Origin of the sequence: Kitasatospora sp. NPDC101447 (genome assembly GCF_044767225.1) — a bacterium.
Taxonomy (GTDB): Bacteria; Actinomycetota; Actinomycetes; order Streptomycetales; family Streptomycetaceae; genus Kitasatospora.
This window is the reverse complement of the sequence record NZ_JBIWNL010000017.1, coordinates 13,689-32,248: the sequence shown is the minus strand read 5'-3', so window position 1 is coordinate 32,248 and position 18,560 is coordinate 13,689. Positions and strand designations below refer to the sequence as shown.

20 protein-coding genes are annotated in these 18,560 nt (G+C 72.0%); 10 read left to right on the top strand and 10 right to left on the bottom strand.

Translation table 11 applies throughout. From position 1 onward, the window contains the following. The first annotated feature begins 91 nt into the window (after positions 1–91). A complete protein-coding gene (locus tag ACIRST_RS23800) occupies positions 92–1,327 on the top strand; it encodes a sensor histidine kinase (protein ID WP_402804166.1) in 1,236 nt (411 codons plus the stop codon). Positions 1,328–1,441: 114 nt separating this feature from the next. Here the strand turns inward: ACIRST_RS23800 and coaE are convergent, their stop codons facing one another. After that, positions 1,442–2,041, bottom strand: coding sequence for a dephospho-CoA kinase (coaE, locus tag ACIRST_RS23795; RefSeq protein WP_350523557.1), 600 nt, complete (start codon positions 2,039–2,041; stop codon positions 1,442–1,444). Between the two features lie 100 nt (positions 2,042–2,141). Continuing rightward, complete coding sequence (locus tag ACIRST_RS23790; RefSeq protein WP_402804164.1) at positions 2,142–2,783, bottom strand: MBL fold metallo-hydrolase; 642 nt, start codon at positions 2,781–2,783, stop codon at positions 2,142–2,144. Positions 2,784–2,845: 62 nt separating this feature from the next. Here ACIRST_RS23790 and ACIRST_RS23785 point away from each other — a divergent pair, with 62 nt between their 5' ends. Next, positions 2,846–3,277, top strand: a complete 432-nt coding sequence (locus ACIRST_RS23785; protein ID WP_350523555.1) for a MarR family transcriptional regulator — start codon at positions 2,846–2,848, stop codon at positions 3,275–3,277. Positions 3,278–3,354: 77 nt separating this feature from the next. Here the strand turns inward: ACIRST_RS23785 and ACIRST_RS23780 are convergent, their stop codons facing one another. Both ACIRST_RS23780 and rpsA read right to left on the bottom strand, forming a co-directional pair. After that, a complete protein-coding gene (locus tag ACIRST_RS23780) occupies positions 3,355–5,580 on the bottom strand; it encodes an MMPL family transporter (RefSeq protein ID WP_402804162.1) in 2,226 nt (741 codons plus the stop codon). A gap of 194 nt (positions 5,581–5,774) precedes the next feature. Next, positions 5,775–7,265: a 30S ribosomal protein S1 gene (gene rpsA, locus ACIRST_RS23775; protein ID WP_316520647.1), complete on the bottom strand. Its 1,491-nt coding sequence runs from the start codon at positions 7,263–7,265 to the stop codon at positions 5,775–5,777. 414 nt (positions 7,266–7,679) lie between these two features. On the opposite strand from rpsA, the gene ACIRST_RS23770 reads away from it, so the two are divergent. From ACIRST_RS23770 to ACIRST_RS23760, 3 genes are read left to right on the top strand one after another with little or no spacing between them, the layout of a single operon-like run. Further along, on the top strand, positions 7,680–8,546 hold the full coding sequence (locus tag ACIRST_RS23770) for a class I SAM-dependent methyltransferase (protein WP_402804159.1): 867 nt from the start codon (positions 7,680–7,682) through the stop codon (positions 8,544–8,546). Positions 8,547–8,551: 5 nt separating this feature from the next. Next, positions 8,552–11,062 carry an ATP-dependent helicase HrpB gene (gene hrpB / locus ACIRST_RS23765; RefSeq protein WP_402804157.1) on the top strand — a complete coding sequence of 837 codons (2,511 nt, stop codon included), beginning with the start codon at positions 8,552–8,554 and terminating at the stop codon, positions 11,060–11,062. A 36-nt stretch (positions 11,063–11,098) separates the two neighbouring features. Further along, the gene (locus ACIRST_RS23760) at positions 11,099–11,575 is read left to right on the top strand and encodes a hypothetical protein (RefSeq protein ID WP_350523551.1); all 477 of its coding nucleotides are present in this window, start codon (positions 11,099–11,101) and stop codon (positions 11,573–11,575) included. Between the two features lie 28 nt (positions 11,576–11,603). Here the strand turns inward: ACIRST_RS23760 and ACIRST_RS23755 are convergent, their stop codons facing one another. The 5 genes from ACIRST_RS23755 to ACIRST_RS23735 all read right to left on the bottom strand — a co-directional run bounded on the left by ACIRST_RS23755 (position 11,604) and on the right by ACIRST_RS23735 (position 13,847). Then, a complete protein-coding gene (locus tag ACIRST_RS23755; RefSeq protein WP_402804155.1) occupies positions 11,604–12,071 on the bottom strand; it encodes an NUDIX domain-containing protein in 468 nt (155 codons plus the stop codon). A 68-nt stretch (positions 12,072–12,139) separates the two neighbouring features. Then, on the bottom strand, positions 12,140–12,343 hold the full coding sequence (locus tag ACIRST_RS23750; protein ID WP_402804153.1) for a DUF397 domain-containing protein: 204 nt from the start codon (positions 12,341–12,343) through the stop codon (positions 12,140–12,142). Next, a complete protein-coding gene (locus tag ACIRST_RS23745; RefSeq protein ID WP_402804151.1) occupies positions 12,334–12,528 on the bottom strand; it encodes a DUF397 domain-containing protein in 195 nt (64 codons plus the stop codon). Before ACIRST_RS23745 ends, ACIRST_RS23750 begins: the two co-directional genes overlap by 10 nt. A 295-nt stretch (positions 12,529–12,823) precedes the next feature. Then, positions 12,824–13,027: a DUF397 domain-containing protein gene (locus ACIRST_RS23740; RefSeq protein ID WP_402804149.1), complete on the bottom strand. Its 204-nt coding sequence runs from the start codon at positions 13,025–13,027 to the stop codon at positions 12,824–12,826. After that, positions 13,017–13,847, bottom strand: a complete 831-nt coding sequence (locus tag ACIRST_RS23735) for a Scr1 family TA system antitoxin-like transcriptional regulator (RefSeq protein WP_402804147.1) — start codon at positions 13,845–13,847, stop codon at positions 13,017–13,019. The genes ACIRST_RS23740 and ACIRST_RS23735 overlap by 11 nt, the downstream gene beginning before the upstream one ends. A gap of 143 nt (positions 13,848–13,990) precedes the next feature. On the opposite strand from ACIRST_RS23735, the gene ACIRST_RS23730 reads away from it, so the two are divergent. The 5 genes from ACIRST_RS23730 to tgmC all read left to right on the top strand — a co-directional run bounded on the left by ACIRST_RS23730 (position 13,991) and on the right by tgmC (position 17,505). After that, a complete protein-coding gene (locus tag ACIRST_RS23730) occupies positions 13,991–14,413 on the top strand; it encodes an ATP-binding protein (RefSeq protein WP_402804145.1) in 423 nt (140 codons plus the stop codon). Between the two features lie 12 nt (positions 14,414–14,425). Then, positions 14,426–14,995, top strand: a complete 570-nt coding sequence (locus ACIRST_RS23725) for a hypothetical protein (protein WP_402804143.1) — start codon at positions 14,426–14,428, stop codon at positions 14,993–14,995. 133 nt (positions 14,996–15,128) lie between these two features. Next, positions 15,129–15,401: a putative ATP-grasp-modified RiPP gene (gene tgmA / locus ACIRST_RS23720; protein WP_402804141.1), complete on the top strand. Its 273-nt coding sequence runs from the start codon at positions 15,129–15,131 to the stop codon at positions 15,399–15,401. Further along, positions 15,401–16,366, top strand: a complete 966-nt coding sequence (tgmB, locus tag ACIRST_RS23715; protein WP_402804139.1) for an ATP-grasp ribosomal peptide maturase — start codon at positions 15,401–15,403, stop codon at positions 16,364–16,366. Before tgmA ends, tgmB begins: the two co-directional genes overlap by 1 nt. Then, positions 16,363–17,505 carry an ATP-grasp peptide maturase system methyltransferase gene (gene tgmC / locus ACIRST_RS23710; RefSeq protein ID WP_402804137.1) on the top strand — a complete coding sequence of 381 codons (1,143 nt, stop codon included), beginning with the start codon at positions 16,363–16,365 and terminating at the stop codon, positions 17,503–17,505. The genes tgmB and tgmC overlap by 4 nt, the downstream gene beginning before the upstream one ends. 166 nt (positions 17,506–17,671) lie before the next feature. Here tgmC and ACIRST_RS23705 read toward each other — a convergent pair whose 3' ends face one another. After that, positions 17,672–18,454, bottom strand: a complete 783-nt coding sequence (locus tag ACIRST_RS23705) for a hypothetical protein (RefSeq protein WP_402804136.1) — start codon at positions 18,452–18,454, stop codon at positions 17,672–17,674. Between the last annotated feature and the right edge of the window lie 106 nt (positions 18,455–18,560).

The window sequence follows — 18,560 nt, the reverse complement described above, 5'->3', positions numbered from 1 at the left end:
TCTCCCCGTCGGGATCCTCGCAACAGCCCCTTCCCGGCCACACGGTCGGACGATCATCCCGGTCGGACCCCGGTGTGGAAGCATGCCCCTCATGCAGCACCTCACCGACCGGTCGGCCGTCGACCCCGACGCGCCGCCGCCCTGGCCGCCGGTGCGTCTGCCCCGCCCGGTCCGGGCCCTCGCGCCGACCGCCCTGGTCATGCTGGTGCTCGTCCCGCTCGCCGCGAACGACCCGGACTTCGGCCCGACCACCTCGCCGTCGGTCAACGCCGGCCTGATGGCGTTCGGCGCCCTCGCCCTGGCCCTGCGGCGCCGGCATCCCGCGGCGGTCACCGCGGCCACCCTGGTGAGCGGTCAACTCCCGCTCGCGGTCGCCCTCTACGGGCTGGCCGCGCGGCGCGGCACCACCACGCTGCTGTACGTCCTGGCGGCCGCGGCCGAACTGCGGCTGATCGTCCCGTTCGACCTCGGGGACGTCACCACCCCCTCCTCGCTGGCCGGCCTGATCGAGGACCCGCTGGTCTTCGGCGCGGTCCCGATCCTCCTCGGGCTGACCACCCACCACCGCGCCCACACCGTCCGGGTGCTCGCGGAGCGCAACCGCTTCCTGGGCGAGCGCAACCGGCTGCTGGAGGAAGCCCGCCGGCACGTCGAGGAGCGCGCCGCGGCCGCCGAACGCTCCCGGCTCGCACGGGAGATGCACGACGTGGTCTCCAACCGGGTGTCACTGATCACCCTGCACGCGGGCGCCGGTCAGGTCGCCCGGGCCGAGGACCCGGCGGCCGTCCGGGAGACGCTCGGCCTGATCCGTACCCTCGGACTGCAGGCGCTCACCGAGCTGCGCGGCCTGCTGGGCGTGCTGACCACGGCCGCCGACCAGGCGCCCTCGCTGCGCGGCCTGCCCACCCTGGTCGAGGAGTCCCGGCAGGCCGGGCTGGCGGTCGGACTGACCGTCACCGGCCCGGCCGACGGACTGCCCGCGCCGGGGCCCGCCGTGCAGTACGCGGCGTACCGGATCGTCCAGGAGGCGCTGACCAACGCGCACAAGCACGCCCCGGCGGCCGAGGTGGCCGTCACCGTCGAGGTCCGGCCGGACGGGCTGCGCCTGGCGGTGGTCAACACCCCGGCTGCGGCGGAGTCCGACGGGCCGACGGGTGGCCACGCACCGGCGGCCGACGGAAGCGGTCTGCCCTCCGGCGGGCACGGCCTGACCGGCATGCGCACCCGGGCCGGCGATCTCGGCGGCACCCTGCACGCCGGGCCGACGGCCGAGGGCGGCTTCGCGGTGCGGGCCCGGCTGCCGCTCGGCGCCGGCCGGACCGGCTGACCCGGCTGACCCGGCGCGGCCCGGCAGGGCCCGAGCCTGCGGGGCCGGGCCTGGGAGGCCCGGTCCGACCACCCCGCGGCTCACACCACCCCGCGGCTCACACCACCCCGCGGCTCAGACCGCCGCGCGCTCCGCCAGCTCCGCCCAGACCTCGTCCACCCGGGCCGACAGCTCCGCCAGCCCGCCGCCGTTGTCGATCACCAGGTCGGCGATCGCCAGCCGGTCCGCCCGCGAGGCCTGCGCGGCCATCCGGGCCCGGGCCTCCTCCTCGGCCATCCCGCGCAACCGCACCAGCCGGTCCACCCGCACCTCGTCGGCGGCGTCGACCACCACGACCAGGTCGAACAGCGGCGCCAGCCCGTTCTCGGCCAGCAGCGGCACGTCGTGCACCACGACCGCGTCCGGGGCGGCCGCCGCCTCCAGCTCGGCGGAGCGGGCCCGCACCAGCGGGTGGACGATCGCGTTCAGCGCCTTCAGCCGCTCCGGGTCGGCGAACACGACCGCCCCGAGGGCCGGACGGTCCAGCGCGCCGTCCTCCCGCAGTACCTGCGGGCCGAACTCGGCGACGACGGCCGCCAGACCGTCCGTCCCGGGGGCGACCACCTCGCGGGCGATCACGTCGGAGTCCACGATCACCGCGCCGTGCGCGGCGAACAGCCGGGACACCTCGCTCTTGCCCGCGCCGATGCCACCCGTCAGTCCGATCTTCAGCATGGCGTCAGGCTACCGGCGCCGCACCGGGCCCGTCAGCACCGGGCGGGCACCCGGCGGCGCCGGCTCCGCACCCGGGCGGCACCCGCTCCGCACCCGGCGGTCAGCCCAGCTCCAGGCTCTCCCCGTCCCCGAGGACGGCCAGCTCCGAGCCCGTGCCCGGCCCGTCCGGTCCGACCAGGCGGGTGTGCACGGCGAAGCCGACCGGGCTGAGCACCGCCTCGTGGACCGGCACCGCCCGGTGCGCCCCGGCCTCCCGGACGTAGTCGATCACCTCGGAGGCCTTGCTCCACGGCGCCGCGAGCGGCAGCAGCAGGGTGTCCACGGCGTGCGGCGGCAGGGTGAACGCGTCACCGGGGTGGAAGAGCCGGCCGTCGAAGAGGAAACCGATGTTGCACACCTGCGGGATGTCCGGGTGGATCACCGCGTGCCACTCGCCGTGCACCGAGACGCCGAGGCCGCCGAGCTCGAAGGCGTCCCCCTCGCCGACCGCGGTGACGCGCTGCGCCACGCCCTCCAGCTGGGCGGCGACGGCGGTGTTGGTCCACACGCGCAGCGCCGGGTCGGCCTCCAGGGCGGCGCGCAGCCGGGACTCCTCGAAGTGGTCCATGTGCTCGTGGGTGATCAGGACGGCGTCCGCGCCGGCCAGCGCGGCGGGGTCGGTGAACATTCCGGGGTCGACGACGACGGTGGTGTCGCCGTGCTCGACGCGTACGCAGGCATGTCCGAACTTGGTGATTCGCATGCCAGAAACCATACAGCAAAGCTGTACAGCGATGCTGTAGATCTTCCGGGTAGACTTCTGCCATGCCCAGCGAAGCCCCGCACCCGGACACCCTGGAACTCGCCGCGGACCTGCGCGCCGCCCTCGGGAGCCTGGTCCGCTCCCTGCGCGACAGCGACGAGCTGCCGCAGAACCAGGCCGCCGTCCTCGGTCTGCTGGTCCGCGACGAGCGCTCCTGCACCGTCGCGGAACTCGCCGACCTCCAGCGCGTCCGCCACCAGTCGATGGCCCGCACCGTCGCCCTGATGGCCGAGGCCGGACTGGTCACCCAGCAGCCCCACCCCACCGACGGCCGCAAGCAGCTCATCGCCGCCACCGAGGCCGGCCACGCCGCCCTCCTCGACCAGCGCGCCCGCCGCGAACACCGCATCGCGGCCGCCATCGAGTCCCGCCTCACCCCCGCCGAGCAGGACCGGCTCCGCGCCGCGGTCGGCCTCCTGAGCCGCCTGTCCTGAGCCGCCCGCCCCGAAAACCGGACGTCCCCCGGCGGCTCAGGCCACCGGGGGACGCCGAGGGACGAGCGCCGGAACAGCTACGCCTTCACCAGGTCCGTGCCCATCGGCTCGCCGGCCGCCGGCCGCGGCGCCGGGATCACCGCCGGCTCGATCTCCGGCAGCTCGACGTGCTCGCTCAGCCCGAAGCGCCGGTGCAGTCGCCGCAGCGGAGCGGGCGCCCACCAGTTGAACTCGCCGAACAGGCTCATCGCGGCCGGCACCAGGAGGCAGCGCACCAGGGTGGCGTCCACCGCGACGGCGACGGCCAGCGCGATGCCCATCTGCTTGACCATCAGCATGTCCCCGAGCGCGAACCCGGCGAAGACGATCACCATCAGCAGTGCCGCCGAGGTGATGATCCGACCGCTGCGCTGGACGCCCAGCTCCACCGACCGGGTGCAGCTGTGCCCCTTGTCCCGCAGTTCCTTGATCCGGGCGAGCAGGAACACCTCGTAGTCCATCGACAACCCGAAGGCGAAGGCGAAGACCAGCACCGGGATGAACGTCTCTAGCCCGCCCGTCGGACTGAACCCGAGCAGCCCGCTGAAGTACCCGTCCTGGAACACCAGGGTGAGCGCGCCGAGCGAGGCACCCAGCGACAGCAGGTTCATCAGCAGCGCCTTGACCGGCATCACCACCGAGCCGGTCATCAGGAACAGCAGCACCAGCGTGCCCGCCGCGACCAGCCCCAGCGCCCACGGCCCGCGCGAGAGCAGTTCCTTCTGGAAGTCGACCACCGAGGCCGCACCGCCGGTGACGTAGGTCTTCAGCCCGCCGCGGTCCGCCCGCAACTCCTCGACCACGTGCTTGGCCTGCCCGCCCTGCGGGTCCCCCTTCACCAGCACGTCGATGGTGGAGACGGCGTCGCTCACCGGGCTGACCGCCCGTACCCCGCTCACCCCGGGCAGCTTGGCGACCACCTCGTCGGCGTACGCCTGCGCCACCGTCGCGCCGCCCTCGACCACCACCGTGATCGGCGCGGCCGAGACCTGCGGGAAGCGCTGGTCGACGGTCTCGGCGACCTGCCGCCCCGCCGAGGAGGCGGGCAGCACGGCGGCGCCCGAGTTGCGCATCTCGGCGTGGAGGAACGGAGCCCCGGCCGCCATCAGCAGCGCCACGGAGGCGAGCGTGACCAGCACGGCCCGCTTGCGGACCCGGCGGACGGTCCGGCTGAAGAACCCCTCGTCCGGTACGGGCGAGGTGGGCGTCTTGATCCGGGAGCCGGCGAAGCCGAGCAGCGCGGGGATCAGCGTCAGCGCGGCGGCGACGGCGATCACCACCACGCTCACTCCGGCGGCGGCCACCGCCCCGAGCACCGGGCTGGTGAAGACGAACAGACCGGACAGCGCCACGGCCACGGTCAGCCCGGAGAAGGCCACGGTGCGCCCGGCGGTCGCCGCGGTGCGCTCGACGGCGGCGGCGATGCCCGCGCCGTGGCCGCGTTCCTCGCGGAAACGATTCACCATGAGCAGCGCGTAGTCGATCGAGAGCCCGAGCCCCAGCACGGTCGCGATCGGCAGCACGCTGGTGTCGATGTCCATGATCTGGCTGAACCCGAACATGGCCAGCAGCGCACCGCCCACCGAGGCGACCGCCCCGATCACCGGCAGCGAGGCCGCCGACAGCCCGCCGAAGACCAGCACCATGACGACCAGCGTGAGCGGCAGCGTCACCATCTCGCCGAAGCGGGTGTCCTTCTCGGTCTGCTTCTTGACCTCGTCCTGCAGCACCAGGTCCCCGCCGACGGTCACGTGCGCGCCGCCCGCGCCGTTCAGCGCGGTGAGCCGCTCGGTGACGGCGTCAGTCTGGGCGGTGGTCGCGGTGTCGGCCATCCGGACGGTCACCAGGCTCGCCGTGCCGTCGGCGGAGCGCAGCGCGGCCGGGGCCGGGCCGGGGCCGTAGGCGTCGAGGCTGGAGGAGACCCCGGGCAGGGCGGAGATCTCGGCGGTGGCCTTCTCGACGGCGGCCTTCACCGCCGGATCGTCCACCGGCTTCCCGTCCACCACGGCGGTGACGGTGCCCTTGACCGGGTCGGCCGCGGTGACCACCGCACTGCCCCGGTCGGCCTCGGCGCTGGCGGAGGAGGCCCCCGCCACCGAGCCTTCGAAGACCCGGCCGCCGATCAGGACACCGAGGACCAGGACGACGGCCCAGAAGCCGAGCACCCAGCGGCGGTGGCGGAAGCAGAACCGGCCGAGGGCCGCGAGCCGGCCGCCGACCACGGCGGCGGGGGTGACGGGGGCGTCGGACGAGGGGTTTCGCATGAAGGAGCCTTTCGGGCAGCTCCATTCAATGTAGGCGGAACCCGAACTTCGACCTATAGAAGGGCAATGAGCCCCATCTCACACTTTCCTTCACATAAAACACACATAAGTCAAAGCGGAAAACCAAATGGGCCCCACCCGGAATTCCGGGTGGGGCCCATCTGCTAGCTATCGGCTAGCGGGAAGCGAGAGCCTCAGCTCTGGCCACCGGCCAGCTTCTCGCGCAGGGCGGCCAGGGCCTCGTCGGAGGCCAGGGCGCCCGAGCCCTCGTCGCTGCTGGACGAGTAGGAGCCACCGGCGGCAGCGGCGACGGCGTCGCCACCCTCCTCGGCAGCCTGGGCGTCGGCCTCGCGGCTCTTGATGACCTGGGCCTGGTGCTGCTCGAAGCGGGTCTGCGCCTCGGCGTACTGGCGCTCCCACTCCTCGCGCTGCTTCTCGAAGCCGGGCAGCCAGTCGTTCGCCTCGGGGTCGAAGCCCTCCGGGTAGATGTAGTTGCCCTGGTCGTCGTACGAGGCGGCCATGCCGTACAGGGTCGGGTCGAACTCGACCTCGGCCGGGTTGGCACCCAGGGCCTCGTTCGCCTGCTTCAGCGACAGGCTGATGCGGCGACGCTCCAGGTCGATGTCGATGACCTTGACGAAGATCTCGTCGCCGACCTGGACGACCTGCTCCGGGATCTCGACGTGGCGCTCGGCCAGCTCGGAGATGTGGACCAGACCCTCGATGCCCTCGTCCACGCGGACGAACGCACCGAACGGAACCAGCTTGGTGACCTTACCCGGGACGACCTGACCGATCTGGTGCGTACGGGCGAACTGCTGCCACGGGTCCTCCTGGGTCGCCTTCAGCGACAGGGAGACGCGCTCGCGGTCCATGTCAACGTCGAGAACCTCGACGGTGACCTCCTGGCCGACCTCGACAACCTCGGACGGGTGGTCGATGTGCTTCCAGGACAGCTCGGAGACGTGCACCAGGCCGTCGACGCCACCCAGGTCCACGAAGGCACCGAAGTTGACGATCGAGGAGACGACGCCGGAGCGCACCTGGCCCTTCTGCAGGGTGGTGAGGAAGGTCTGGCGGACCTCGCTCTGGGTCTGCTCCAGCCAGGCACGGCGGGACAGGACCACGTTGTTGCGGTTCTTGTCCAGCTCGATGATCTTGGCCTCGAGCTCCTTGCCCACGTAGGGCTGGAGGTCGCGGACGCGACGCATCTCGACCAGCGAGGCGGGGAGGAAGCCGCGGAGGCCGATGTCGAGGATGAGACCACCCTTGACGACCTCGATGACGGTACCGGTGACGATGCCGTCCTCTTCCTTGATCTTCTCGATCGTGCCCCAGGCACGCTCGTACTGAGCGCGCTTCTTGGACAGGATGAGACGACCCTCCTTGTCCTCCTTCTGGAGAACCAGGGCCTCGATGTTGTCACCGACGGCGACGACCTCGTGCGGGTCAACGTCGTGCTTGATCGAGAGCTCGCGGGACGGGATGACGCCCTCGGTCTTGTAACCGATGTCGAGGAGGACCTCGTCACGGTCGACCTTCACGATGACGCCCTCGACGATGTCGCCATCGTTGAAGTACTTGATGGTCTCGTCGATGGCGGCGAGGAAGGCCTCCGCGTCGCCGATGTCGTTGACCGCGACCTGCGGGGTGGTGCTGAGGGAGGAGTCGGTGGGGCTCGTCATTAGGAAAAGGGCTCCGGTACGGACATGAAAGTCGTAGGTAATGCCACGCGGAGGGCCCGTATCGCTCCCACCGAAAGCCGGACAGCCAAGAGCACGGCGCACCGGCATTCCCGTGACAACGGGAATCGGCGTCCGTCTTGCGACCGTGGGGTCTTCGACAGGTGCGAGCGCGACCTGCTCCGTCTGAGGCGCGCAGGCCCGCAGCGCAACTTGTAGCATACGGGGACGGCCAGGCACGGTCAACGCCAAGAGAGTCAAGACGGTGGAGCCTGGTACGGATCAGGCCATATCCTCCGATTGCGCGCCTCACGGCGGCGCCCGCAGGGGCCCTTCCCCGGATGCCACCGCCAGGATCCGGACCCCTCTCGGGGCCGGTTCGCGGCAGCGGCGCTTCCGCACTCCATACCCTACGCGATGGGCATTGTCACCGTGGCCACCACCCCCCAGTCAGACCTCCACGATCTTGACGCATCCGCCGAGGAGGCCGACGACGACGCGGTCCGACGCGACGCGGGCACCGGGGAGAGCAGCCGCGCCAGCCGGCACTGGTGGGACCGCAACGCCGACGAGTACCAGGACGAACACGGCGACTTCCTCGGCGACGACCGCTTCACCTGGTGCCCCGAAGGCCTCGACGAGGCCGACACCCACCTGCTCGGCGACGTCGCCGGCAAGGACGTGCTGGAGATCGGCGCCGGCGCCGCCCAGTGCTCCCGCTGGCTGGCCGGCCGCGGCGCCCGCCCCGTCGCCCTCGACATCTCCTACCGCCAGCTCCAGCACTCCCGCCGGATCGACCTCGGCCGCGGCGCCGTCCCCGTCCCGGTCGTCCAGGCCGACGCCGCCGTCCTCCCCTTCGCCGACAGCGCCTTCGACCTCGCCTGCTCCGCCTACGGCGCCGTCCCGTTCAGCGCCGACACCGCCGCCCTGATGCGCGAGGTGCACCGGGTGCTGCGGCCCGGCGGGCGCTGGGTGTTCTCGGTGACCCACCCGATCCGCTGGGCCTTCCCGGACGAGCCGGGCGTCGAGGGCCTCACCGCGATGTCCTCCTACTTCGACCGCACCCCCTACGTCGAGCAGGACGAGCAGGGCCACGCCACCTACGTCGAGCACCACCGGACCGTCGGCGACCGGGTCCGCGAACTCGTCGGCGCGGGCTTCCGCCTGCTGGACCTGGTCGAGCCCGAGTGGCCGGCCGGCCTGGAACAGGAGTGGGGCGGCTGGTCCCCGCTGCGCGGGCGGCTGATCCCCGGCACGGCGATCTTCGTCACGGAGCGGGGCTGACGCACGTGACCCCGGCCTGGCACGACCTGCCCGTCCGCACCGCCCTGCCCGCACTGCACGACGCCCTCGCCGGACACGGCACCGCCGTCCTCGCCGCCCCGCCCGGCACCGGCAAGACCACCCTGGTGCCGCTCGCCCTGGCCGGACTGCTCGGCGACGGCCGGCCGGTGCGCCGGGTGCTGGTCGCCGAACCGCGCCGGCTCGCCGTCCGCGCCGCCGCCCGGCGGATGGCCTGGCTGCTCGGATCCGCCGTGGGCCGCGAAGTCGGCTACACCGTGCGCGGCGAGCGCCGGGTCGGGCCGGAGACGGTCGTCGAGGTGGTCACCACCGGCGTGCTGCTGCAGCGGCTCCAGCGCGACCAGGAACTGCCCGGCGTGGACGTCGTCGTCCTCGACGAGTGCCACGAACGGCACCTGGACGCCGACACGGCACTCGCCTTCCTGCTGGACGTCCGGGCGGCACTGCGGCCCGAACTCGGGCTGGTCTGCGCCTCGGCCACCTCCGACACCGAGGCCTGGGCCGAACTCCTCGGCGGCGCCCCCGTGGTGGAGGCGCACGGGGTCTCCCACCCGGTGGACGTCCTCTGGGCGCCCCCGCCGCGCGCCGTCCGGCCCGCACACGGCACCCGGGTCGACCCGGCCCTGCTCGACCACGTCGCGGCCGTCGTACGGCGGGCGCTGAGCGAGCGCGAGGGCGACGTCCTCTGCTTCCTGCCCGGCGTCGGCGAGATCGCCCGGGTCGCCGGACAGTTGGGCGGGGTCGCGGCAGACGTGCTGCAGCTGCACGGGCGCGCCCCGCAGGCCGTCCAGGACGCCGCCCTCACCCCGGCCGAGGGCCGCCGGGTGGTGCTGGCCACCGCCGTCGCCGAATCCTCCCTCACCGTGCCCGGCGTACGCGTCGTCGTCGACGCCGGGCTCGCCCGCGAACCCCGCACCGACCACGCCCGGGGACTCGCGGGGCTCGTCACCGTCCGGGCCTCGCTCGCCGCCGCCCGCCAGCGCGCCGGACGGGCCGGGCGCGAGGCCCCGGGCACCGTGTACCGCTGCTGGCACGAGGCCGAGGACGCCCGCGCCGCACGGTTCCCCACCCCCGAGATCGCCCTCGCCGACCTCACGTCGTTCGCCCTCCAGGCCGCCTGCTGGGGAGACCCGGACGCCACCGACCTGGCCCTGCCCGACCGGCCCCCGGCGGGCGCGATGGCCGCCGCCCGGGACACCCTGCTCGCCCTCGGGGCCGTTTCCGTCGATGGGCGGGCAACGGAGCGCGGCGTACGGCTCGCCCGCACCGGGCTGCACCCCCGGCTGGGGCGGGCCCTGGTCGACGGCGCCGCTGCGGTGGGCGCCCGCCGGGCGGCCGAGGTCGTCGCCCTGCTCTCCGAGGAGCCGCCGCGTGCGCTGGGGGACGACCTCGGCGCGGTGTGGCGCGGAGTGAAGGACTCCCGCGACCCCTACGCCGGGCGCTGGCGCGACGAAGTCCGCCGGCTGCAGCGCGCCGCGGGCGACGAACCCGCCACGGCGTTGGGCGATGCGACCGCCGTCGGGCTGATCGTCGCCCTGGCGTTCCCGGAGCGGATCGCGAGGGCGAGGGTCGAACGCCCGGCGCCCGGCGAGCGCAGCCCGTACCTGATGGCCTCGGGGACGGCGGCCGAACTCTCCCGCGACACCCGGCTCGGCGCGCTGCCGTGGCTCGCCGTCGCGGTCGCCGACCGCCCGGCGGGATCGCACTCCGCGCGGGTGCTGCACGCTGCAGCGTTGGACGAGGACACCGCACTGCAGGCCGGTGCGGCACTGCTCGACACCCGCGAGGAGGTCCACTGGGACACCCGGCGGGGCGAGGTGGTGTCCCGCCGGGTGGAATCGCTGGGCGCCATCGAACTGTCGGAGAAGCGGCTGGACCGGCCTGCTCCGGCGCTCGTTCGAGCCGCCATCCGCGAAGGCCTCGCCCGCGAGGGCGTGAGCGAGCTGCTGACCTTCCCGTCCAACCTCCGCGAACGCCTGGCGTTCCTCCGCGCCGCCCTCGGAGATCCGTGGCCGGATGTCGCCGATGCCGCCCTCCTGGAACGCGCCGAGGAGTGGCTGGAGCCCGAACTCTCCCGCGCCCGCCGCCGCGCCGACCTGGCGAGGATCGACACCACGGCAGCACTCCAGCGCCTGCTCCCCTGGGCGAGCGGACAGGCCGGCCGCCTGGACGAGTTGGCCCCCGAGCGGATCACCGTGCCCAGCGGCTCGAAGATACGGGTCGACTACAGCACCGAACGCCCGGTGCTGGCGGTCAAGTTGCAGGAGCTCTTCGGCTGGACAGCGGCCCCGGCCCTGGCCGGCGGCCGCGTCCCGCTCACTGTGCAGTTGCTGTCCCCCGCCGGTCGCCCCGCCGCCATCACCGGTGATCTGGAGAACTTCTGGCACAACGGCTACCACGCCGTCCGAGCAGACCTCAGGGGTCGCTACCCCCGCCACCCCTGGCCCGAAGACCCGACCACGGCAGAACCCACCAAGCGCACCAACGCCAGGAAATAGCAGGCACGGATCGGCGGGGGCGACGATACTCCCCGGGTGTTCTACGAAGACCTCAGCGAGTACAGCTACCAGGCCAACGACTCGTTCACGGACAGCGGGTCGAACTTCTACGCGCTCAGGTACCGGCCGACATACACCCGTCTGAATGTCGGCTGGCTGGAGTCCGACCGAACGTACGCGACCGGGCCGGTCCCCGGCCATTTCGTCGAGAAGCTGGAAGCCGTCCAGAAGGTCCAGTGGATGAACGTCTGCCGCGGCTTCCACGACTGCGGCCTGTGCCCCGAGGAAGTGGCTCCCGAAGGGAACGGGGAGGTGCGGATCCCGGGCGAGCCCGGCATCGCCTACGCCGCTCCGTTCCTGATCACCCACTACATCACCGCCCACGGCTACCGGCCGCCCCAGGTCTTCGTCGACGCCGTCATGGCCGTGGACCTCGATGCCTGGGCCGCCGCACGGTGGCCCGACGTCCCGTTCCCCTGGGTTCCCGACGACGCGGAACGCATGCTGGAGTGAGGCCCGCGAACCTCACGGCGCGAACCGGCTAACGCACCACGGGGAACTCCCCCGAGCGCCAGTCGGCCAACCGCCTGCGGATGTTCGACACCATCGGCAGACCGTCCGTCTCCGCCGGGGCGAACCACGCCACCTCGTAGGACTCGTCGGACACCCGCAACTCCCCGCCGAGCGGGCGCCCGAGGAGGCAGACGGAGAACTCCTGACGGACCTCGCCGTCGTCGTAGGCGAAGACGTGGCGGGGGTCGGTGTAGGTGCCGACGATCCCGGTGATCTCGATGTCGATTCCGGTCTCCTCGCGCGTCTCGCGGATGCCGCACCCGGCGATCGACTCACCGATGTCCATCGTGCCGCCGGGCAGGGCCCACATCCCGTTGTCGGTGCGGCGTTGGAGGAGGACACGGCCCGCATCGTCGACGACGACCACGGACGCCGCCGGGACGAGGGAGTTGGCCGCGGGGGCGTCCGGATCGTCCTCGTAGTCACGCCTGGCCATGATCCGCCACCTCCACCATCGGGTTCGTCCACACATTCCTACTAGCGCGACGGCACTCACGCGACGCGTCAGACGTCGCCGAACTCGCCGAAGCGAACGGCGGTCACGAAGGACTGCCATGCGCCGACGGGGAAGGAGAGCACGGGACCGTGAGGGTCCTTGGAGTCCCGGACAGGCACCTGACAGGGGTCGCCGACTGCAACCTCCACACATTGTCCCTGCTGGGCGCTGAACGAGCTCTTACGCCAGGTCAGCGTGCCAGTCAGACCCATGCCGGCACGTCACCTTCACGGACTGCCACCACGAATGCTTCCCAGGCCGCAGCAGGGAAAGTGAGAACCGGGCCATGCGGGTCCTTGGAGTCCCGCACAGGAACGGTGCCGGGGACGCTGTCGGACACCTCGATGCACTGCCCGCCATTGCTGCTGTAGCTGGACTTGAACCAGTCGAGGGTCATAGTTGCCTCCATAGCTCGCGGATCACCGCCACCGAGTCCGCCTGTGAATGAGCATGCGTCTGCAGCTGATGGTAGGACGCCAACTCGGCCGTCACAGCGCTGCCTTACCGCTCCAAACGCCCTTGGTGTGCGCTCCGGGCAGAGGGGGTCAGTGATCACTCCGCCCCCGCCACCCATGGGCCGAAGGCCCGACGGCAGCAGAACACACGCACCACACCAACCCGACGAAGCAGCAGGAGAAGGCCCTGCTCCCCGTCCACGGGGAGCAGGGCCTCGGGCAACGTGCAGGTTCCCGTCAGACGTCGCCGAACTCACCGGAGCGGACGGCGGCCACGAACGACTGCCATGCGTCGACCGGGAAGGAGAGCGCCGGGCCGTGAGGATCCTTGGAGTCACGCACCGTTCCAGGGCGCGAGTCATCGACCTCGACGCACCCACCCTGCCCGTTGCTGTAGGAGCTCGTTCGCCACGCGGCGTCAGCCGGGCGGTCATCGTGCATGCCGTTCATAATCCTTCCGCGCCTCCCGGATCATGGTCGCGCTATCCGGCCGGGTGAGAGCGTCGACCTGAAGCCGATCGTACTGGCCGGCCCATCGGGCCACGACCTCGGAGTCGCGTTCGAGAAGGCCTCGTCCGAGCGTTTCGGTGTACCCAACCATCGTGCGAGTCGGCAGGGTCAACAAGGTGACCGAGTGCGAGAAGGGGCGCGACTCGCCAAGAGTGCACGGGGCGACCTGGAGGATGACATGGGGCCGCGCCGCCAGGTCCTCCAGATGACGCAACTGGCTGGCCATGACGGCCCTTCCGCCGATCTGCCGCCGCAGAGCCGATTCGTCCAGGACCACATGAACCGTCACAGGACGGTCGAGCAAACGCTGGCGTCCCGCCAGAACCTTCAACCGCTCCTCCGCCTGCTCCTGTGTGGCTTCACCCCGCCGAACGGGAGCCATCTCGTAGGCGGCGCTGTAGTCAGGGTGCTGGAGCATCCCAGGGACCATGTCCAGCTCGAAGATCCGGATCGCCACGGATTCCCGCTCTTTCGCCGCGTACTGATCGAAGCCCTCGAACAGAACCCGCTGCCCCGACTGCCGCCATTCCCGCTCGAATCGGTCCGTCTCGAACGCACCATCAATTCTTTTCGCGAATCGACTGGTTGGAGGCTTCCGACCAGTTTCCACGGCGGAGATGTGAACGGCCGAGTACCCGACGAGTCCGCCCAGCTGCTCTTGCGTCCAGCCCCTACCCTCCCTGGCCTGGCGAAGGAGCACACCGAACTTGGCGGTGGGCGAGGAGTCGGGGTCAAGTTCCTTGCGGTTCATGATCGTTAGCGACTTTCCCTTCCCTCTCGAAAGGTTGAAGGCATCGCCAATGCTAGGCCACAGTGAGCGCCCTGGGTAGTCGCATCATTACGCATTGGAGCGATGCCCGTGACGTCCGCCCTTCCGCCCCTTCGAGGTACCCCATGCTCGTCTCCCGCCGCCCCCGCACGTTCGCCGCCCGGCTCGACTCGCGCACCGCATCCACCCCGTTCGCCCGACACCTGCTCCGGGCCTACCTCACGGCTCTGCCCACCGGCGACCACTACGCCGACACCGCCGAGCTCCTCCTCGGCGAGCTGGTCGCCAACGCCGTCCAGCACTCCTCCGCTCCGCCCGACCGCCTCGTCGAGGTCCGCTTCTCCGTCGTCCGCGACCTCCTCCGCCTCGAAGTCCACGACGCCGGCGCCGGCCGACCCTCCGTCCACACCGCCGGTACCGACGAGGAGCGCGGGCGTGGGCTCTTCCTCGTCAACGAGCTGGCCGAGCGATGGGGTTGCTGCCCCCGCTCGGGCGGCATCGGCAAGTTCGTCTGGGCGCTCATCGCGCCCGCCCTCGCCACCGTCTGAAAGCGCACCCCGATGCAGCCTCCCCTCCTCACCCTCGCCCGCCACGCCCTCGCCCGCGGCGCAACCCCCGCCCAGGCCTACGCCCTCCTCGCCCGCCGGACCCGCCAGCCCCTCCCCTCCGCCCGAGCCGTGTGCCTCGCCCTCGACATCCCCCTCACCGAGGCTGCTCGCCGCCTCGACGACTGCTACGGCTCCCTCCTCGCCAACCCCCGCCCCGACTCCGAGGCCGACACCGGTGAACTCCTCGAAGCCCTCGGTGTCTTCGACGTCCCCGCCGCCCTCACCGACACCGACCGCGCGGTCATCGACCTCTTCCTCGCCGCCATCGACGCCATGGGCGGCATCCGCCCCGGCCACCAGCACGGCCTCGACCGCTGGTTCACCACCGGCAACCTGACCACCGCCTACCTCTCCCTGGCCGCCGCCCACCCCCTCCCCTGCACCGGCGACGCCACCACCTACTGGGCCACCCTCGTGACCGCCGGCGAACTCCTCGCCACCTCCCCGGCACCGGACGGCCGTATCAGGCTCGCCCTCGCCCACTGCCGCACCCGCGCCGCCGCCCACACCACCACCCCCTGAACACAGGAAGTCGACCCCACCGACTTCCCGCTCCCCCCACCACCCCGACCGCCCGCCCACAGCGAGCCGATGAACGACTCCGCACAGCAGCGGAGTTGCCGGAAATAACCGGATACCGCTACAAGGAGGACACATGACGCAGACGCCCAAGCCGTGGGGCATCGGCAGGATGGGGCCCTACGCGGCCACTGCCACGCTCCCCGCGTTCACGCCCGTGATCGACCCCGAGACGCAGATCGCCGTCATCGTGGACGAGAACGGCCGAACGGTCGAGCTGGGCAGCCACGGCACCAGCACGAGCGGTGTCACGCCGACCCACACCAGCCCCGGCGACGGGGCCAAGCCGGGCGGGTCCACGGACAGCGACGTCACCGAGTCCTACGACCAGGACCAGAGCTCCGGCTGATGGACGACCGAAGCGGGTCGGTGCTGGTACTGACCAACTCCTCCGATGTGACGGCGGACGCGGTGCTGCGGCTGCTCGCCGAGCGCCGGGTTCCCGTGGTCCGTCTCGATCCCGGCACCGACCTGCTCACGGCCGCCTCACTGACCGCCACGTACCGTACGGGCGGTCAGCGGGGCACCCTCCGCACGTCGAGCCGGGAACTGGACCTCACGGCCGTTCGCTCCGTCTGGGTGCGCAGGCCCTCGCCCTACGAGGGGCCGCCCGACCTCGACGGCCAGGACCGCCGGTTCGCCGCCTCGCAGGCGTTCTGGGGCGCGGGCGGCATCCTGGCCTCCCTCCCCGGGGCGCACTACCTGAACCATCCCTGGGCCAACCGGGCGGCAGAGTACAAGCCGGCCCAGCTCGCCGCCGCGCAACGCTGCGGATTCCACGTGCCCCACACACTGATCACCGACGACGCGCGTGAGGCACGGGAGTTCACCTCATGCCACGACGGCGGCGCGGTGTACAAGCCGCTGTGGAACACGTCGTACTCGGTCGACGGGCAGGCCCGGGCCGTCTGGGTGCGCGAGGTCGACGGGTCCGAGATCACCGAGGCGGTGGCGGCGTGTCCGCACCTCTTCCAGGCCAAGGTTCCCAAGGTGTTCGACACCCGGGTGACCGCCGTCGGAAGCCGCCTGTTCGGCGCCCGCATCGACAGCCCGGATCTCGACTGGCGACACCGTCAGGACCGGATGCGGTGCAGTCCGATCGACGTCCCCACCCCGGTCGCCGAGTCCATCGCCCACTACCTCGCCACCTTCGCACTGGCCTTCGGCGCCTTCGACTTCGCCGTCACCGCGGACGGCACCTGGTACTTCCTGGAGTGCAACCCCAACGGGCAATGGGCTTGGCAGCCGACCGGGATCACCAACCGGATCGCGCACGCGATCGCGGACCGACTGGAAAGAGGCCACGACGAGTGACCACCTCCGACATCCTGCGCGCCGCCCTGGTCGGGCGGCTCACCGAGAACGGCACGCTCACCGACGCCGCCTGGGCCAAGGCCGCTACCGCCGTACCGCGCGAACTGTTCGCCGGCAGCTACTTCGTCCCGATCGAGGGCAGCACCCCGACCGGCTACCGAACCGTGCACCCCGCTGACCCCGGGTGGCTGGAGGGGGTCTACACGGATCAGACCCTCATCACCCAACTCGACGGTCGCACAAGCCCGGAGGACGCCGGAGAGCAGTCGGTGACCGGGGCGCCCTCGTCGTCCTCCACGCTGCCCTCGCTCGTGCTGGACATGTGGCAGCGGCTCGGCGCGGACGCCGGTCACCGGGTGCTCGAAGTCGGCACGGGAACCGGCTACTCCACCGCCCTCGGTGCCCACCGCCTCGGCGACCGGAACATCACCAGCATCGAGTACGACCCCCTGGTGGCCGCGCGCGCCGCTTCCGCACTCCGGGCCGCCGGCTACGCCCCGCGCCTGCTCACCGGCGACGGTCTCGACGGCGACCCGGAGGGCGGCCCGTTCGACCGGCTCATCGCGACGTGCTCGGTCCGGTACCTGCCGATGGCCTGGCTCCGCCAGGTCGAGCCGGGCGGGCGGATCCTGGTCACCCTGTCCGGGTGGAGCTACGCCAACGCCCTGGCACTGCTCGACGTCACCGGCCCTGGTGAGGCCACCGGCAGGTTCCTGCCCGGCTACACGAGCTTCATGATCGCCCGCCCCCACGACCGCCCGCCCCGCCCGGTTCTCGCCCTACTCCCCGGAGAAGAACGCGCGAGCCGGATCGACCCGGCGAAGCTCGACACGTGGACCGGAAGCTGGGTCGCGCAGCTCGCGGCGCCCTCGGCCGAACGGATGGGAAGCGGCGGGAATCAGATCCTCTCGGACGTGGCCACCGGATCGCAGGCCCGGACCGTGCCCGACGCCGCAGGCGGCTGGACCGTGGTCCAGCGCGGACCACTGCGCCTGTGGGACCGGGTGGAAACCGCCATCGAGGCCTGGCAGGGCGCGGGCGAGCCGCAGCAGGACGCCTTCGGCATCACCGTCTCGGCGGCGGGGCAACGGGTCTGGCTCGGCAGCGCGGACGGTCCGGGCTGGGACCTGCCGGTCTGACCGGGCGCGCGACACCCCTGCCCCCGAGCCGACGCACAGGAAGTCGACCCCGCCGACTTCCTGTGCGCTCCGGACCGAACGGCGGGCACGGCCCCCGAACGCCGGCCCCCGCGCGTCACCGCCCGGGAGTGGTGCCCCGCGCTCAGGCGGTCAGGCGGTCAGGCGCTCAAGCGGTCAGGGCGACGATGACGGTCCAGTCGGGGCTCAGGCCGCCCTCGGCGAGCTCGGTGAAGACGCCCTCGGTGTCGATGCGGCCGGTGGCGATGTCGCCGTTGCCGGCCCGGTAGAACAGGGCTTCCTCGCCGACCGGCACGATGTGCGTCCAGCCGGAGGAGAGCCGACCCTCGGCCAGCTCCGTGAAGATCCCGTCGGTGTCGATCCGGCCGGTGGCGATCACCCCGGTGTCGGACCGGTAGAACAACTCGGCTCCCAGGGGCTCGATGTGGGTCCAGCCGGTGGAGAGCCGACCCTCGGCCAGCTCGGTGAAGATCCCGTTCGTGGACAGGTTCCCGGTGGCTATCACACCGCTGTCGGACCGGTAGAAGAGCAGCACCCGGCCGACCGGCACGATGTGCGTCCAGTGCGGGGAGAGCCGGCCCTCGGCCAGCTCGCTGAAGATGCCGTTGGTGTCGATCCGGCCCGTCGCGATCACCCCGGTGTCGGACCGGTAGAACAGCAGCTCCCGCCCCACCGGCACGATGTGCGTCCAGCCGGTGGAGAGCCGCCCTTCGGCCAGCTCGCTGAAGATGCCGTTGGTGTCGATCCGGCCGGTGGCGATCACCCCGTCACCAGCCCGGTAGAACAACAGCTCCCGCCCGATGGGCACGATGTGCGTCCAGTGCGGGGAGAGCTTTCCGTCGGCCAGGCCGTTGAATCTGCCGTCGGTGCCGAGTCTTCCCGTCGCTATCAGGCCGTCGTCGGCCCGGTAGAAGAGCATTTCCCTGGACATGTGTCCTCCTCAGTCGCAGGGACCGGGGCCGTCGCGTCCCACGGGTGCGCGCGGCCGCCGTCGGGTCGGTCCCTCGCCGACCAGCTCCCTCCACGCTACGCGCACG

Bases quoted from the DNA above. Each gene is read 5' to 3' on its own strand.
- ACIRST_RS23800 (WP_402804166.1), top strand. From the start codon at position 92: ATGCAGCACCTCACCGACCGGTCGGCCGTCGACCCCGACGCGCCGCCG.
- coaE (WP_350523557.1), bottom strand. From the start codon at position 2,041: ATGCTGAAGATCGGACTGACGGGTGGCATCGGCGCGGGCAAGAGCGAG.
- ACIRST_RS23790 (WP_402804164.1), bottom strand. From the start codon at position 2,783: ATGCGAATCACCAAGTTCGGACATGCCTGCGTACGCGTCGAGCACGGC.
- ACIRST_RS23785 (WP_350523555.1), top strand. From the start codon at position 2,846: ATGCCCAGCGAAGCCCCGCACCCGGACACCCTGGAACTCGCCGCGGAC.
- ACIRST_RS23780 (WP_402804162.1), bottom strand. From the start codon at position 5,580: ATGCGAAACCCCTCGTCCGACGCCCCCGTCACCCCCGCCGCCGTGGTC.
- rpsA (WP_316520647.1), bottom strand. From the start codon at position 7,265: ATGACGAGCCCCACCGACTCCTCCCTCAGCACCACCCCGCAGGTCGCG.
- ACIRST_RS23770 (WP_402804159.1), top strand. From the start codon at position 7,680: ATGGGCATTGTCACCGTGGCCACCACCCCCCAGTCAGACCTCCACGAT.
- ACIRST_RS23755 (WP_402804155.1), bottom strand. From the start codon at position 12,071: ATGGCCAGGCGTGACTACGAGGACGATCCGGACGCCCCCGCGGCCAAC.
- ACIRST_RS23750 (WP_402804153.1), bottom strand. From the start codon at position 12,343: ATGGGTCTGACTGGCACGCTGACCTGGCGTAAGAGCTCGTTCAGCGCC.
- ACIRST_RS23745 (WP_402804151.1), bottom strand. From the start codon at position 12,528: ATGACCCTCGACTGGTTCAAGTCCAGCTACAGCAGCAATGGCGGGCAG.
- ACIRST_RS23740 (WP_402804149.1), bottom strand. From the start codon at position 13,027: ATGCACGATGACCGCCCGGCTGACGCCGCGTGGCGAACGAGCTCCTAC.
- ACIRST_RS23735 (WP_402804147.1), bottom strand. From the start codon at position 13,847: ATGAACCGCAAGGAACTTGACCCCGACTCCTCGCCCACCGCCAAGTTC.
- ACIRST_RS23730 (WP_402804145.1), top strand. From the start codon at position 13,991: ATGCTCGTCTCCCGCCGCCCCCGCACGTTCGCCGCCCGGCTCGACTCG.
- ACIRST_RS23725 (WP_402804143.1), top strand. From the start codon at position 14,426: ATGCAGCCTCCCCTCCTCACCCTCGCCCGCCACGCCCTCGCCCGCGGC.
- tgmA (WP_402804141.1), top strand. From the start codon at position 15,129: ATGACGCAGACGCCCAAGCCGTGGGGCATCGGCAGGATGGGGCCCTAC.
- tgmB (WP_402804139.1), top strand. From the start codon at position 15,401: ATGGACGACCGAAGCGGGTCGGTGCTGGTACTGACCAACTCCTCCGAT.
- ACIRST_RS23705 (WP_402804136.1), bottom strand. From the start codon at position 18,454: ATGTCCAGGGAAATGCTCTTCTACCGGGCCGACGACGGCCTGATAGCG.